Origin of the sequence: Burkholderia dolosa (genome assembly GCF_902499135.1) — a bacterium.
Taxonomy (GTDB): Bacteria; Pseudomonadota; Gammaproteobacteria; order Burkholderiales; family Burkholderiaceae; genus Burkholderia; species Burkholderia dolosa.
Window position 1 is genome coordinate 37,883 of the sequence record NZ_CABVPR010000023.1, and the last position, 12,472, is coordinate 50,354.

Genomic DNA, 12,472 nt, shown 5'->3' on the forward strand with positions numbered 1-12,472 from the left:
AGGGGGGGTATGTCTAGACCACGTTTTTCAGCCGCATGGGTAGCAGCAATGCGCATTTACGCGCCGATAAATTCCGCGGAGAAAGTCGCGCTAACGATTGGGGGAAACGTGGCCACCAATATCCAGCGATGGGACAAAGCAGAAGTGTCAAATCCCGCCTTCGCTGGGAGGCAGCACCCTGGACGATAGGCAGGGGATCGTTCTCTTCGAGGTTTTAGCCTCGTCGATAGCCTGAGAGAGGAATATTATAATGAACAATACCTATGCCTTTGGTATACATCGAGATCTCACGCCGATGGAGCTGTTTTTCCTTGTCTTTATCGATGAGACATGCAAGGAGCTTGGTGTTGACGATGTAGCAGCAGTGGTTGCCATTGTGGCCGGTCAAAATTGGATGCCAACACGAGCGAAGCCCTTTGGTACCACGCCGGGCACTTCTGTTGCGTCGATATTGAGTCGCAAGTATCTGGACTACGATTTGAAGAAGAAGATCCTCCCAACGCTGACCAATGCCAGCGTTAAGCGCTTGAGGTTCATTCTGGTAAGAAACATTGGGGTTTTCGTCGGGCGCGCGGTTCCTGTCGTTGGCTGGGTCATTGCTGCCAAGGATGTCACGATGATCAGCATTCGTTCCGTGTCGCGCTATAACGCGCTTGTTAGGCCTGAGGACAAGGTGTTCTGATGAATCAGCTTACATGGAACGAGTTTGAGGATTTTGTGAGAAGGGAGGCCGGTGTCAGCCCCAGAAAAATTCTCACAAAAGGTCATGCCGTCGAGGGAGATCTGGATATCACTGGCGACGATGCGGTTGAGTTTATGGAGAGCTTCTTCGATAAGTTTCCGGTGCAAGTTGGAGATTTTGAATTCAATCGCTACTTCTCAGGAGAGGGCTTTAGCTTGATTGAAGTGGCGCGACTGGCTTTCTCCAGAAAACGCCGAGAAAAATATGACAAAGTGCCACTGACTCTAGGCATGCTCTATCAGGCTATTTTGGATGGGGAGTGGAACAATCAGCGCTTGGAAAGTCTGCCGCGTTGATTGCACCTCGCCAAATAGACCGGTTTATTTTTTAGGCGATGTGTTGGATCTGTGCCCACCTCTGGAGTGTGCCATGAGACAAAATCCGCTGGTCCGGGGCGTGATGTTTGGAGTACTGGCGTTAGCGGCACAATCGGGCCATGCAACGGATGCAACGTCGTCGCCGCAAGCCGGCGCCCGAACCTGCGCGCGGAACTACAAGGACATGGTGCTCGCCGAGTGCATCGCGACCGCTTATCGGAATGAACCGTCCGCCGCGATGGACGCGGGAAGCAGTGTCAGTGCGCTGATGGACCGGACCGACTTCGATCTGGAGCGGAACCGCGACGCGAGCAAGTCGCTGGTCAATCGCTTTCTTGCACGCGACTATCGCAATCCGGTCGTCCAATCCGAAAGCAAAGGCGCGGCATTTGATTTTTGAAATGCCTGGATCTGTATCACAGCCAGGAGCTCGAGACCGAAGTCAGGCGATTCGTGACCAACCCGAAGCGCAGCTATCGACTCGAGAATCGCTCGTCAGGCCGTTCAAGGTGATGCGGACGCGGAAATAACCCAATGCATGACCCGTATCGCCGGCTGGCCGGGTTACATCGGCATGGTGTTCGCCCGGGTTGTCGCGTGGACGAATATCGGCGACATACTCGCGCCCTCCGTCAGTTCCGCCGCGCAGCTCACGCCCCCGCCTTCACCGGCCGACCATGCCAGCGCAGCACGAGATAACGCCCGACGAAACACAGCACGCCCGTGACGCCGATCGTCACGCCCATCGCGAACGGTGTGCCGTCGGCGAGCGCGCCGATCACGACGCTCGCAAGCGCACCGAGCGCGAGCTGCATCGCGCCGAATACGGCCGCCGATGCGCCCGCGTTGTGCGGATAGCGGTGCATCAGATCGGTCGTGCAGTTGGCCGACAAAATCCCGACCACGCCGACGACGAAGAACAGACACACGACGATCGACCACAACCCGCCCCATCCGGTCAGCGCGACGAGCGCGACCGCGAGCGACGCGATGCAGCTCACAAGCGACGCCGCCGCAATGATCCGCAGCGAGCCGATGCGGCCGACGAGCCGCGTGTTCGTGAAGTTGCCGATCATGATCCCGACGACGTTCAGCCCGAACAGCAGCCCGTAATGCTGCGGCGACACGTGGAAATACTCGATGTATACGAACGGTGTCGCGGTGATGTACGAAAACATCGACGCGAACGCCATCCCGCCGCACAGCATGTGTCCCCACGCGACCGGATCGGCCAGGATGCGTCCGTACGCGGCGAACGACGCGAGCACGGCGGCGCTCTTGCGCCGCTCCTTCGGCCAGGTCTCGGGCACACGCAGATATGCGGTTGCCGCGCACAGCGCGCCGAATGCGGCAAGGACGACGAACACGCCGCGCCAGCCGGAAAAGCGCAGGATCTGCCCGCCGATCAGCGGCGCGAGCAGCGGACCGACCGCGGTGACGATCGCGACCATCGACAGCACCTTCGCCGCATCGCTCGGCTCGTGCGCATCGCGCGCGATCGCGCGGGCGAGCACCGATGCGGCGCCCGCACCGAGCGCCTGCAGGAAGCGCACGACGATCAGCATGTCGATCGAGGCCGACACGAAGCATCCGATGCTCGCGAGCGTGAACAGCGCAATGCCGCCGAGCAGCACGGGACGCCGCCCCCATGTGTCGGACAGCGGACCGTACAGCAGCATGCCGATCGAGAAGCCGGCCATGAAGCTCGTCAGCGTGCGCTGCGCGGCGCCGGCGCTGACGGAAAAACCGTCGGCGATCGACGGCAGGCTGGGCAGATACATGTCGGTGGCGATCGGCCCGCAGGCGGCGAGCGCGCCGAGCAACAGGATCAGCCGGGCATCGGGCCGGCGCCGGACGACGTGGGACATGGGATTCCGGATTGAAACCCGCGCGCATCGCGGCGCGCGTGGCGGTGAAGACGGGGCCGCGCCGCACACGGCGCGCTCAGGCTCATGATTGTACGCGCAACTTTTTCGCACGCCCCCGCGCCCGCGCACGCACGACGGCGCAAGCGGGCGCGGAATGCGGGCCCGACCGCCCGCGATGCGTTGCCGAATTGCATTAAGCTTGCGTCCGTCGTCCGAACAATTGCGCCGTAAATCGATGACCGCTTTCCTGCTGATCTGGAGCCCCAAGAAATGGCCGTGGCCCGAGCTGCCCGACGTCGCCGCGCGCGTGAAGGCCGGCGACGCCGTGCACGACGTGTGGGGCTGCGGCTTCGCACGCGGCATCCTGCCGGGCGACCGCGTGTTCCTGCACCGCGTCGCGCAGGAGCCCAAGGGTGTGTTCGGCTCCGGCTACGTGACGCGCGCGCCGTATGAAGTGCCCGATCCGGCGACGAAGCGCAGCTACCGGCTACGCATCGATTTCGTCTACGACTGGCTCGTCGATGCGCACCGGGAAGTCGTGATCCCGCGCGACGCGCTGCGCGTACATCCGTACTCGGTGCAGACCTGGGATGCGCAAAGCTCCGGCACGTCGATCAAGCCGATGGTCGAAGGTCCGCTCGAGAAGCGCTGGGCGGAGCTGACCGGCAAGCGCAAGCCGCCGCGATAACGCCGTCGTGCCGGCGCAGCGGGCGCGACGGCGCCGCCGGTCCCGATCCCCGCGCGCCGAAAGGCCGCACGCCGGCCAGCCGGCTCGCCGCACGCGTCTCCGGTACAATCGGACGATCGTTCCGCCCAGGCACCGCGGCCCGTGCACCGGCCCCCGCGCCTCTCTCTCGCAGGTTTCGCCCATGTCCAACAATCAGCTCCTCTTCGAACGCGCGCAAAAGACCATTCCCGGCGGCGTGAACTCGCCGGTGCGCGCATTCCGGTCCGTCGGCGGCACGCCGCGCTTCGTCGCGCGCGCGCAAGGCCCGTATTTCTGGGACGCCGACGGCAAGCAATACATCGACTACATCGGCTCATGGGGCCCGATGATCGTCGGCCACGTTCATCCGGAAGTGCTGTCGGCCGTGCAGAAAGTGCTCGCTGACGGCTTTTCGTTCGGCGCGCCGACCGAAGCCGAGATCGAGATCGCCGAGGAAATCTGCAAGCTCGTGCCGTCGATCGAACAGGTGCGGATGGTGTCGAGCGGCACCGAGGCGACGATGAGCGCGCTGCGCCTTGCGCGCGGCTTCACCGGCCGCAGCCGCATCGTGAAGTTCGAGGGGTGCTACCACGGCCACGCCGACAGCCTGCTCGTGAAAGCCGGCTCGGGGCTGCTGACGTTCGGCAACCCGACGTCGGCCGGCGTGCCCGCCGACATCGCGAAGCACACGACCGTCCTCGAATACAACAACGTCGCCGCGCTGGAAGAAGCGTTCGGCGCGTTCGGCGACGACATCGCCGCGGTGATCGTCGAGCCCGTCGCGGGCAACATGAATCTCGTGCGCGGCACGCCGGAGTTCCTGAACGCGCTGCGCGCACTGTGCACGAAGCACGGCGCCGTGCTGATCTTCGACGAGGTGATGTGCGGTTTTCGTGTCGCGCTCGGCGGCGCGCAGGCGCATTACGGCATCGCGGCCGACCTCACCTGCCTCGGCAAGGTGATCGGCGGCGGGATGCCGGCCGCCGCGTTCGGCGGCCGTCGCGACATCATGGCGCATCTCGCGCCGCTCGGCGGCGTCTATCAGGCCGGCACGCTGTCGGGCAACCCGATCGCGGTCGCCGCGGGCCTGAAGACGCTGCAGCTGATCCAGGCGCCCGGCTTCTACGACGCGCTGACCGCGCAGACGCAGCGCCTCGCCGACGGCCTCGCGGCCGAGGCGCGCGCGGCCGGCGTGCCGTTCGCGGCCGACTCGATCGGCGCGATGTTCGGCCTGTACTTCGCCGAGCGCGTGCCGACCAGTTTCGCGGAAGTGACGAAGAGCGACATCGAGCGCTTCAACCGCTTCTTCCATCTGATGCTCGACGAGGGCGTGTATTTCGCGCCGTCCGCGTACGAGGCCGGCTTCGTGTCGAGCACGCACGACGATGCGGTGATCGACGCGACGCTCGCCGCCGCGCGCCGCGCGTTCGCGGCGCTCGCCGCCTGAGCCGGGCCCGCGCGCATGTTCTCGGACATCGACTTCGCCCACATGCAGCGCGCGCTCGCGCTCGCTGCGCGCGGCATGTATACGACCGCGCCGAACCCGCGCGTCGGCTGCGTGATCGTCAAGGACGGCAGCGTGATCGGCGAAGGATTCACGCAGCCGGCCGGCCAGGACCACGCGGAAGTGCAGGCGCTGAAGGATGCGCGTGCGCGCGGCCACGACGTGGCGGGCGCGACCGTCTACGTGACGCTCGAGCCGTGCAGCCACTTCGGCCGCACGCCGCCGTGCGCGAACGCGCTGATCGACGCGCGCGTCGCGAAGGTCGTCGCGGCGATGGAAGATCCGAACCCGCAGGTGTCGGGGCGCGGGCTGACGATGCTGCGCGACGCGGGCATCGACGTGCGCTGCGGACTGCTCGCGCATGAAGCCGGCGAACTGAACATCGGCTTCGTATCGCGGATGACGCGCGGCCGCCCGTGGGTACGGATGAAGACCGCCGCGTCGCTCGACGGGCGCACCGCACTGCCGTCCGGCGAAAGCCAGTGGATCACCGGCGAAGCCGCACGCGCCGACGGCCACGCATGGCGTGCGCGCGCGTGCGCGATCCTCACCGGCATCGGCACCGTGCGCGAGGACAACCCGCTGCTCACGGTGCGCGGCATCGACACGCCGCGCCAGCCGCAGCGCGTGCTGATCGACAGCCGCCTCGAGCTGCCGCTCGATGCGCGTCTGCTCGAAGGCGCGCCGCTGCTGATCTTCTGCGGCCGGCTCGACGCCGGCAGCGAAGCGCGCGCCAATGCGCTCGAAGCGCGCGGCGCGGAAATCGTGTCGCTCGCCAACGCGCACGGCAAGGTCGACCTGCCCGCGATGCTGTCGGCGCTGGGCGCGCGCGGCATCAACGAACTGCACGTCGAGGCCGGCCACAAGCTGAACGGTTCGCTGCTGCGCGAGCAGTGCGTCGACGAATTGCTCGTCTATCTCGCACCGAGCCTGCTCGGCGCCGACGCGGCCGGCATGTTCGACGTCGCGGCGCCCGCGAATCTCGACGCGCGCACGCGTCTCGCGTTTCACAGCGTCGAGCGGATCGGCGACGATCTGCGGATCCTGGCGCGCATCGCGCCGCCTCCCGCCACTTCTTGAACGGAATCATCACGATGTTTACCGGAATTGTCGCGGCCGTCGGCCGCATCGAAACGATCAAGCCGCTCGGCGCGTCGCCCGATGCGGGCGTGCGTCTGACCGTGCACGCCGGCGGGCTCGATCTCGCCGATGTCGCGCTCGGCGACAGCATCGCGATCCAGGGCGCGTGCATGACGGTGATCGACAAGACCGACACCGCCTTCGACGTCGACGTGTCGCGCGAAAGCCTGAACCGCACGGTGGGCCTCGCGGAACCCGGCGAAGTCAATCTCGAGAAGGCGCTGCGCGCACACGACCGGCTCGGCGGACACATCGTGTCGGGCCACGTCGACGGCCTCGGCACCGTGTCGCGCTTCGCGCCGGTCGGCGAATCGCACGAGTTGCGCATCGTCGCGCCGCGCGAGCTCGGCCGCTATCTTGCGTACAAGGGATCGATCACGGTCAACGGCGTGAGCCTGACCGTCAACGCCGTCGACGATCGTGCCGACGGCTGCGAATTCTCGATCAACCTGATTCCGCATACGGTCGAAGTGACGACGCTGCGGCATCTGAAATCCGGCGACAAGGTGAACCTCGAAGTCGACATGATCGCGCGCTACGTCGAGCGGATGCTGTCGGCCGCGCAGGGCGTGCCTCAGGATTGACGGACGCGTCGCACGTCGCAGCGACGCGGGCAGCGACCGCATTGCGGGACGAACGACGGCGCTCCGACGGCACGCGGCTCGCGCGCGGTCGGCCGAACGGCCAACGACGAGCACAGGTCATCCCGCCGCGCTAAGATGCGACGGCAGCGGTTCAGGCGCCGCAACGTACGGCGCACCGGCTGTCTCTCATCCTCAAGGAGTCGTTCCCATGTCCATCTCGATGTACCAGGCTTCGCTGCCCGTCCTGATCCGCGGCCTGACCAACCTGCAGCACATCCTCGGCAAGGCGCAAGCGCACGCGGCCGAGAAGCAGATCGATCCGTCGGTGTTCATCGGCGCACGCCTTTATCCGGACATGCTGCCGCTCGTCCGTCAGGTCTACATCGCGACCGATACGGCGAAGGGCTGCGCAGCGCGGCTGGCCGGCGTCGACATTCCGAGCTTCCCCGACGTCGAACAAACGTTCGACGAGCTGCATGCGCGGATCCAGAAGACGATCGACTATCTGAAGCGCTTCGATGCCGCGCAGATCGACGGCACCGAGTCGCGCCAGATCGTGCTGAAGATGCGCGTCGGCCCGATCGAGTTCACCGGGCAGTCGTACCTGCTGAATTTCGTGCTGCCCAACTTCTTCTTCCACGTGACAACCGCGTACGACATCCTGCGCCACAACGGCGTCGAACTCGGCAAGCTCGACTATCTCGGCGGCCGCCACGACAACGCGTGACGCGCACCGGGCGCGATCGGCGCACGCGAGCGCCCGCGCCCGAAGCGGCAACGGCGCGGCGATCCGTCCGGGCCGCCGCGCGGGTCCGCGGCACAGCGTTTGCGTGCGCTCCGGGCCGCGCCCGGCCGGTGCCGGCCGAAACGCCGTCCGGCTGGCGTAAAATACGCACTTTCCTCTTTCTCGCCCCCTTATGACGCTCGCCTCCACGCCCGACATCATCGCCGAGCTGAAAGCCGGCCGGATGGTGATCCTCGTCGACGAAGAAGACCGCGAAAACGAAGGTGACCTCGTGATCGCCGCCGAATTCGTCACGCCGGAAGCGATCAACTTCATGGCCAAGTACGGCCGCGGCCTCATTTGTCTGACGTTGACGCAGGAACGCTGCAAGCAGCTGCATCTGCCGCTGATGACATACCGCAACGGCACGCAATACGGCACCGCGTTCACGGTCAGCATCGAAGCGGCCGAAGGCGTGACGACCGGCATCTCGGCCGCCGACCGCGCGCACACGATCGCGACGGCCGTCGCGCACGATGCGCGTCCCGAGCACATCGTGCAGCCGGGCCACGTGTTCCCGATCATGGCGCAGCCCGGCGGCGTGCTCGTGCGCGCCGGCCATACCGAGGCGGGGTGCGACTTCACCGCGCTCGCCGGCCTCACGCCGGCCGCGGTGATCTGCGAGGTCATCAAGGACGACGGCACGATGGCGCGCCTGCCCGACCTGATCGAATTCGCGAAGGAACACGGGCTGAAGATCGGCACGATCGCCGATCTGATCCAGTATCGGAGCCGCACCGAATCGATCGTCGAACGGATTGCCGAGCGCACGATGCAGACCGCGTACGGCCCGTTCCGCGCGGTGCTGTACCGCGATCAGCCGACCGGCTCGCCGCACATCGCGCTGGTGCGCGGCGAACCGTCGCCGGATCTCGACACGCCGGTGCGCGTGCACGAGCCGCTATCGGTGCTCGACCTGCTCGAGACGGGCGTGTCGACCCACTCGTGGACGCTCGACGCCGCGATGCGCGAGATCGCGCAGCGCGACCTCGGCGTGATCGTGCTGCTCAATTGCGGCGACACGAAGGAACATCTGATCGACGTCTTCAAGGCGTTCGACGAGGAAGAAAAGGCGGCCGTGCTGAAACGCCGGCCGGTCGATTTCAAGACGTTCGGCATCGGCGCGCAGATCCTGCGCGATGTCGGCGTCAGCAAGATGCAGGTGCTGTCGAATCCGCGCAAGCTGGGCAGCATGTCCGGCTACGGCCTCGAAGTCACGGGCTTCATCCCGATGCCCGGCGGCGAAGCCAAGTCCTGCCCGGCGTCGAACGCGTAACCCGCCACGGCGCTTTCGCCCAATAACCGTTCATCCACACCACGGACAAGATCATGGAAATCGGACAATACCAACCGAATCTCGAAGGCGACGGCCTGCGTATCGGCATCGTGCAATCCCGCTTCAACGAGCCGGTCTGCAACGGCCTCGCCGATGCGTGCGTCGAAGAACTCGAACGCCTCGGCGTCGCCGGCGAAGACGTGCTGCTCGTGTCGGTGCCCGGCGCGCTGGAAATTCCGCTCGCCCTGCAAAAGCTCGCGGAAAGCGGCCAGTTCGACGCGCTGATCGCGCTCGGCGCGGTGATCCGCGGCGAGACCTACCACTTCGAACTCGTATCGAACGAAAGCGGCGCCGGCATCATGCGCATCGGCCTCGACTTCAATCTGCCGATCGCGAACGCGGTGCTGACGACCGAAAACGACGAGCAGGCCGTCGCGCGCATGACCGAAAAGGGTCGCGACGCCGCGCGCGTCGCGGTCGAGATGGCCAATCTGACGATGGCGCTCGACCAGCTCGGCGACGACGAGGACGAAGAGGAAGACGAAGACGACGAAGAGGAGCGCGCATGAAGAAGAGCGCCCGCCGACAATCGCGCGAGCTGGCGACGCAGGGCCTGTATCAATGGCTGCTGTCGAACGCGTCCTCCGGCGAGATCGACGCGCAGCTGCGCGGCGCGCTCGGTTACGACAAGGCCGACAAGGACCTGCTCGACGCGATCCTGCACGGCGTGATTCGCGAGCATGCGACGCTCGTCGAAGCGATCGCGCCGGCGCTCGATCGTCCGATCGATCAACTGTCGCCGGTCGAGCGCGCGGTGCTGCTGATCGCGACGTTCGAGCTCACGCATCACATCGAAACGCCGTATCGCGTGGTCATCAACGAAGCGGTCGAACTCGCGAAGACGTTCGGCGGCTCCGACGGCTACAAGTATGTGAACGGCGTGCTCGACAAGCTCGCCGCGAAGCTGCGTCCCGCCGAAACGCAGGCACGCCGCAACGGCTGATCCGGTGAGTCCACGGGCGCGCGAGCGCCCGTTTTCTCGCCGCTTTCCGGTTTTTCCGCCCTACCCGCCCGATCGATGAATACCACCGCCGATTCGCTCGTCACGCTCGCCGCACGCGTCGACGCGATCCAGCCCTTCTACGTGATGGAGCTGATGAAGGACGCGCAGCGGCTTGAAGCCGCCGGCCGCGACATCATCCACATGGGCATCGGCGAGCCGGATTTCACTGCGCCGGAGCCCGTTGTCGAGGCGGCCGCGGCGGCGCTGCGGCGCGGCGTCACGCAGTACACGAGCGCGCTCGGCATCGCGCCGCTGCGTGAGGCAATCGCCGCGCACTATGCACGCGCATACGGCCTGACGGTCAGCCCCGAGCGGATCGTCGTGACGGCCGGCGCGTCGGCCGCGCTGCTGCTCGCTTGCCTCGCGCTCGTCGGTCGCGACGACGAGGTACTGATGCCCGACCCGTCGTACCCATGCAATCGGCATTTCGTTGCGGCGGCCGAAGGCCGTCCGGTGCTCGTGCCGAGCGGCCCGGACAAGCGCTTCCAGCTCACCGCGGACGACGTCCGCACGCGTTGGGGAGAACGCACGCGCGGCGTGCTGCTCGCGTCGCCGTCGAACCCGACCGGCACGTCGCTCGAGCCGGACGAGCTGAAGCGGATCGTCGAAGCCGTTCGCGCACGCGGCGGCTTCACGATCGTCGACGAGATCTACCAGGGGCTCAGCTACGATGCGGCGCCGGTGTCGGCGCTGTCGTTCGGCGACGACGTCGTCACCGTGAACAGCTTCTCGAAGTATTTCAGCATGACGGGCTGGCGCCTCGGCTGGCTCGTCGTACCGCCCGCGCTCGTCGGCACGTTCGAGAAGCTGTCGCAGAACCTGTTCATCTGCCCGTCCGCACTCGCGCAGCATGCGGCGCTCGCGTGCTTCGAGCCGGAGGCACTCGATATCTACGAGGCGCGCCGCATCGAATTCAAGCGCCGCCGCGACTTCATCGCGCCGGCGCTCGAGCGGCTCGGCTTTACGGTACCCGTGATGCCGGACGGCGCGTTCTACGTGTACGCGCATTGCGGCGGCGTCGCGCATGCGGCGGCCGGCGACAGCGCGGCACTCACGCAGGCGATGCTGCACGACGCGGGCGTCGTGCTGGTGCCGGGCATGGACTTCGGCGTTCATGCACCGCGCGACTATATCCGGCTGTCCTATGCGACTGCGTACGCGCGGCTCGAGGAAGCGGTCGAACGGCTTGCGGAGCTGTTCGGGCAGCACTGAACGCGCGAGCCTGACGTCGCGGCCGATGCGGCGCACGGCGTCGGTCCGGTGTCTGCGGCCCAAAACAAAAAAGCACCCGATTCGGGTGCTTTTTTGTTTGCGCTCCGGAACGCCGGCCGCGTAGCTTCACCGTTCGAGCCGTTACGCGCCCAGCTCCGGATGGTCCGCGTGTGCCTGCTTCGCGGTGTCGGCGCTCGCGTCGTCCTGCTGCGGTGCGCCCTTCGGGGCCGCCGTCTTCGCCGACATCGGCTGTGCCGCGTCGAGCGTCACGTGCACGCGCTTCGCGCCGCCCGCCGCTGCCGTCACGGCAGCCGCTGTGACGATCGGCTTGGCCGGCTGCGCAGGCGCCTGCGGCGCATTGACCGGCACGTTGCGACCGCGCGCGACGTCGCGCAGGCGGCCGCGCTCGGCCATCACCTTCGCGCCGTATGCGTTGTCGTCCGGATTCGTCGAGCCGTTGTACAGACGCAGCCCGTTCGCGAGCGAGCCGCCGCGCGCGATGCAGTCCTTCAGCACGAGCGCGCCGACCTGCAGATTCGCGAGCGGTTGCAGCGCGGTGTCGGTGCCGCCGAAATACTCGAACTTGTCGGAATGAACCTTCGACATGACCTGCATCAGCCCCTGCGCGCCGACGCCGCTTTCGGCGTACGGGTTGAAGCCCGACTCGATCGCCATCACCGACAGCAGCAGCAGCGGATCGAGGCCGACATCACGGCCGGTCTGAAACGCGGCCTTGACCAGTTGGCCGAGCGGTTCCTGTGCGACGTGATAGCGGCGCGACAGATAGGTGGCCACGAGCGCCTGTTCGCGGTTCGACGCGAGCGCGCGATCGTCGCGGGCTTCGGCCGGCACGCGCTGCGTCGGGATCAGCTTTGCGAGTGCGACCGGAGATGGGCCGTTACGGGCCGGGTCGGACGCGTCGTTCTGCTGCACGGCCGCTTCCGGCGCGACATCGAGGCCGACGGCCAGCGCGTCCGTTTCGGGACCGTCGTCCTGTTGCGGCTGCGCGCCGGCAGGCGCGAAGTTCGGCAACGGATGGCCGGACAGAAGGCGGGCCGGCCCGGCCTGCACGGCCGCGGACACGACCGGCATCAGCTTCGCGGCGAGCGTGCCGCGCACGGTCGGCAGCAGCCACAGGGCAAGCGCAACCGCGACAGCGAGACAGCCGACAATGCTGAACAGATGGTGACTGACACGCGTCCCGCGACGCAGCACGTCGCGCACGAACTGCGCATGCTGCTCGCTGGGACGCCACGATAACCAAGCGTTCATTCAG

14 protein-coding genes are annotated in these 12,472 nt (G+C 66.5%); 12 read left to right on the top strand and 2 right to left on the bottom strand.

Annotation, left to right across the window (positions count from 1 at the left end):
* Positions 1–250: 250 nt before the first annotated feature.
* The 3 genes from BUB20358_RS12700 to BUB20358_RS12710 all read left to right on the top strand — a co-directional run bounded on the left by BUB20358_RS12700 (position 251) and on the right by BUB20358_RS12710 (position 1,459).
* Complete coding sequence (locus BUB20358_RS12700) at positions 251–682, top strand: STM2901 family protein (protein ID WP_035972895.1); 432 nt, start codon at positions 251–253, stop codon at positions 680–682.
* The gene (locus BUB20358_RS12705) at positions 682–1,038 is read left to right on the top strand and encodes a DUF1493 family protein (RefSeq protein ID WP_035972897.1); all 357 of its coding nucleotides are present in this window, start codon (positions 682–684) and stop codon (positions 1,036–1,038) included. The genes BUB20358_RS12700 and BUB20358_RS12705 overlap by 1 nt, the downstream gene beginning before the upstream one ends.
* A gap of 73 nt (positions 1,039–1,111) precedes the next feature.
* The gene (locus BUB20358_RS12710; RefSeq protein WP_223296910.1) at positions 1,112–1,459 is read left to right on the top strand and encodes a type VI secretion system amidase immunity protein Tai4; all 348 of its coding nucleotides are present in this window, start codon (positions 1,112–1,114) and stop codon (positions 1,457–1,459) included.
* A gap of 250 nt (positions 1,460–1,709) precedes the next feature.
* Here BUB20358_RS12710 and BUB20358_RS12715 read toward each other — a convergent pair whose 3' ends face one another.
* Positions 1,710–2,927, bottom strand: coding sequence for a Bcr/CflA family multidrug efflux MFS transporter (locus BUB20358_RS12715; RefSeq protein ID WP_006764937.1), 1,218 nt, complete (start codon positions 2,925–2,927; stop codon positions 1,710–1,712).
* Positions 2,928–3,162: 235 nt separating this feature from the next.
* On the opposite strand from BUB20358_RS12715, the gene BUB20358_RS12720 reads away from it, so the two are divergent.
* The 9 genes from BUB20358_RS12720 (at position 3,163) to BUB20358_RS12760 (ending at position 11,196) form a co-directional block, all read left to right on the top strand.
* Entirely contained in the window at positions 3,163–3,615 is a 453-nt protein-coding gene (locus BUB20358_RS12720) for a hypothetical protein (protein WP_006764938.1), read from the top strand.
* Positions 3,616–3,796: 181 nt separating this feature from the next.
* Positions 3,797–5,080 carry a glutamate-1-semialdehyde 2,1-aminomutase gene (hemL, locus tag BUB20358_RS12725; protein WP_006764939.1) on the top strand — a complete coding sequence of 428 codons (1,284 nt, stop codon included), beginning with the start codon at positions 3,797–3,799 and terminating at the stop codon, positions 5,078–5,080.
* Positions 5,081–5,095: 15 nt separating this feature from the next.
* Positions 5,096–6,217 carry a bifunctional diaminohydroxyphosphoribosylaminopyrimidine deaminase/5-amino-6-(5-phosphoribosylamino)uracil reductase RibD gene (gene ribD / locus BUB20358_RS12730; RefSeq protein WP_006764940.1) on the top strand — a complete coding sequence of 374 codons (1,122 nt, stop codon included), beginning with the start codon at positions 5,096–5,098 and terminating at the stop codon, positions 6,215–6,217.
* A gap of 14 nt (positions 6,218–6,231) precedes the next feature.
* The gene (locus BUB20358_RS12735; RefSeq protein ID WP_006764941.1) at positions 6,232–6,861 is read left to right on the top strand and encodes a riboflavin synthase; all 630 of its coding nucleotides are present in this window, start codon (positions 6,232–6,234) and stop codon (positions 6,859–6,861) included.
* A 208-nt stretch (positions 6,862–7,069) separates the two neighbouring features.
* Positions 7,070–7,588, top strand: coding sequence for a DUF1993 domain-containing protein (locus BUB20358_RS12740; RefSeq protein ID WP_006764942.1), 519 nt, complete (start codon positions 7,070–7,072; stop codon positions 7,586–7,588).
* A 190-nt stretch (positions 7,589–7,778) separates the two neighbouring features.
* Complete coding sequence (gene ribBA / locus BUB20358_RS12745; RefSeq protein ID WP_006764943.1) at positions 7,779–8,921, top strand: bifunctional 3,4-dihydroxy-2-butanone-4-phosphate synthase/GTP cyclohydrolase II; 1,143 nt, start codon at positions 7,779–7,781, stop codon at positions 8,919–8,921.
* A 53-nt stretch (positions 8,922–8,974) separates the two neighbouring features.
* Positions 8,975–9,490: a 6,7-dimethyl-8-ribityllumazine synthase gene (ribH, locus tag BUB20358_RS12750; RefSeq protein ID WP_006764944.1), complete on the top strand. Its 516-nt coding sequence runs from the start codon at positions 8,975–8,977 to the stop codon at positions 9,488–9,490.
* Positions 9,487–9,924, top strand: a complete 438-nt coding sequence (nusB, locus tag BUB20358_RS12755) for a transcription antitermination factor NusB (RefSeq protein WP_006764945.1) — start codon at positions 9,487–9,489, stop codon at positions 9,922–9,924. Before ribH ends, nusB begins: the two co-directional genes overlap by 4 nt.
* A gap of 75 nt (positions 9,925–9,999) precedes the next feature.
* Positions 10,000–11,196 carry a pyridoxal phosphate-dependent aminotransferase gene (locus tag BUB20358_RS12760; protein WP_006764946.1) on the top strand — a complete coding sequence of 399 codons (1,197 nt, stop codon included), beginning with the start codon at positions 10,000–10,002 and terminating at the stop codon, positions 11,194–11,196.
* Between the two features lie 141 nt (positions 11,197–11,337).
* Here BUB20358_RS12760 and BUB20358_RS12765 read toward each other — a convergent pair whose 3' ends face one another.
* Positions 11,338–12,468 (bottom strand): lytic transglycosylase domain-containing protein, encoded by a 1,131-nt coding sequence (locus BUB20358_RS12765; RefSeq protein ID WP_006764947.1) that lies wholly within the window; start codon positions 12,466–12,468, stop codon positions 11,338–11,340.
* Positions 12,469–12,472: the final 4 nt, after the last annotated feature.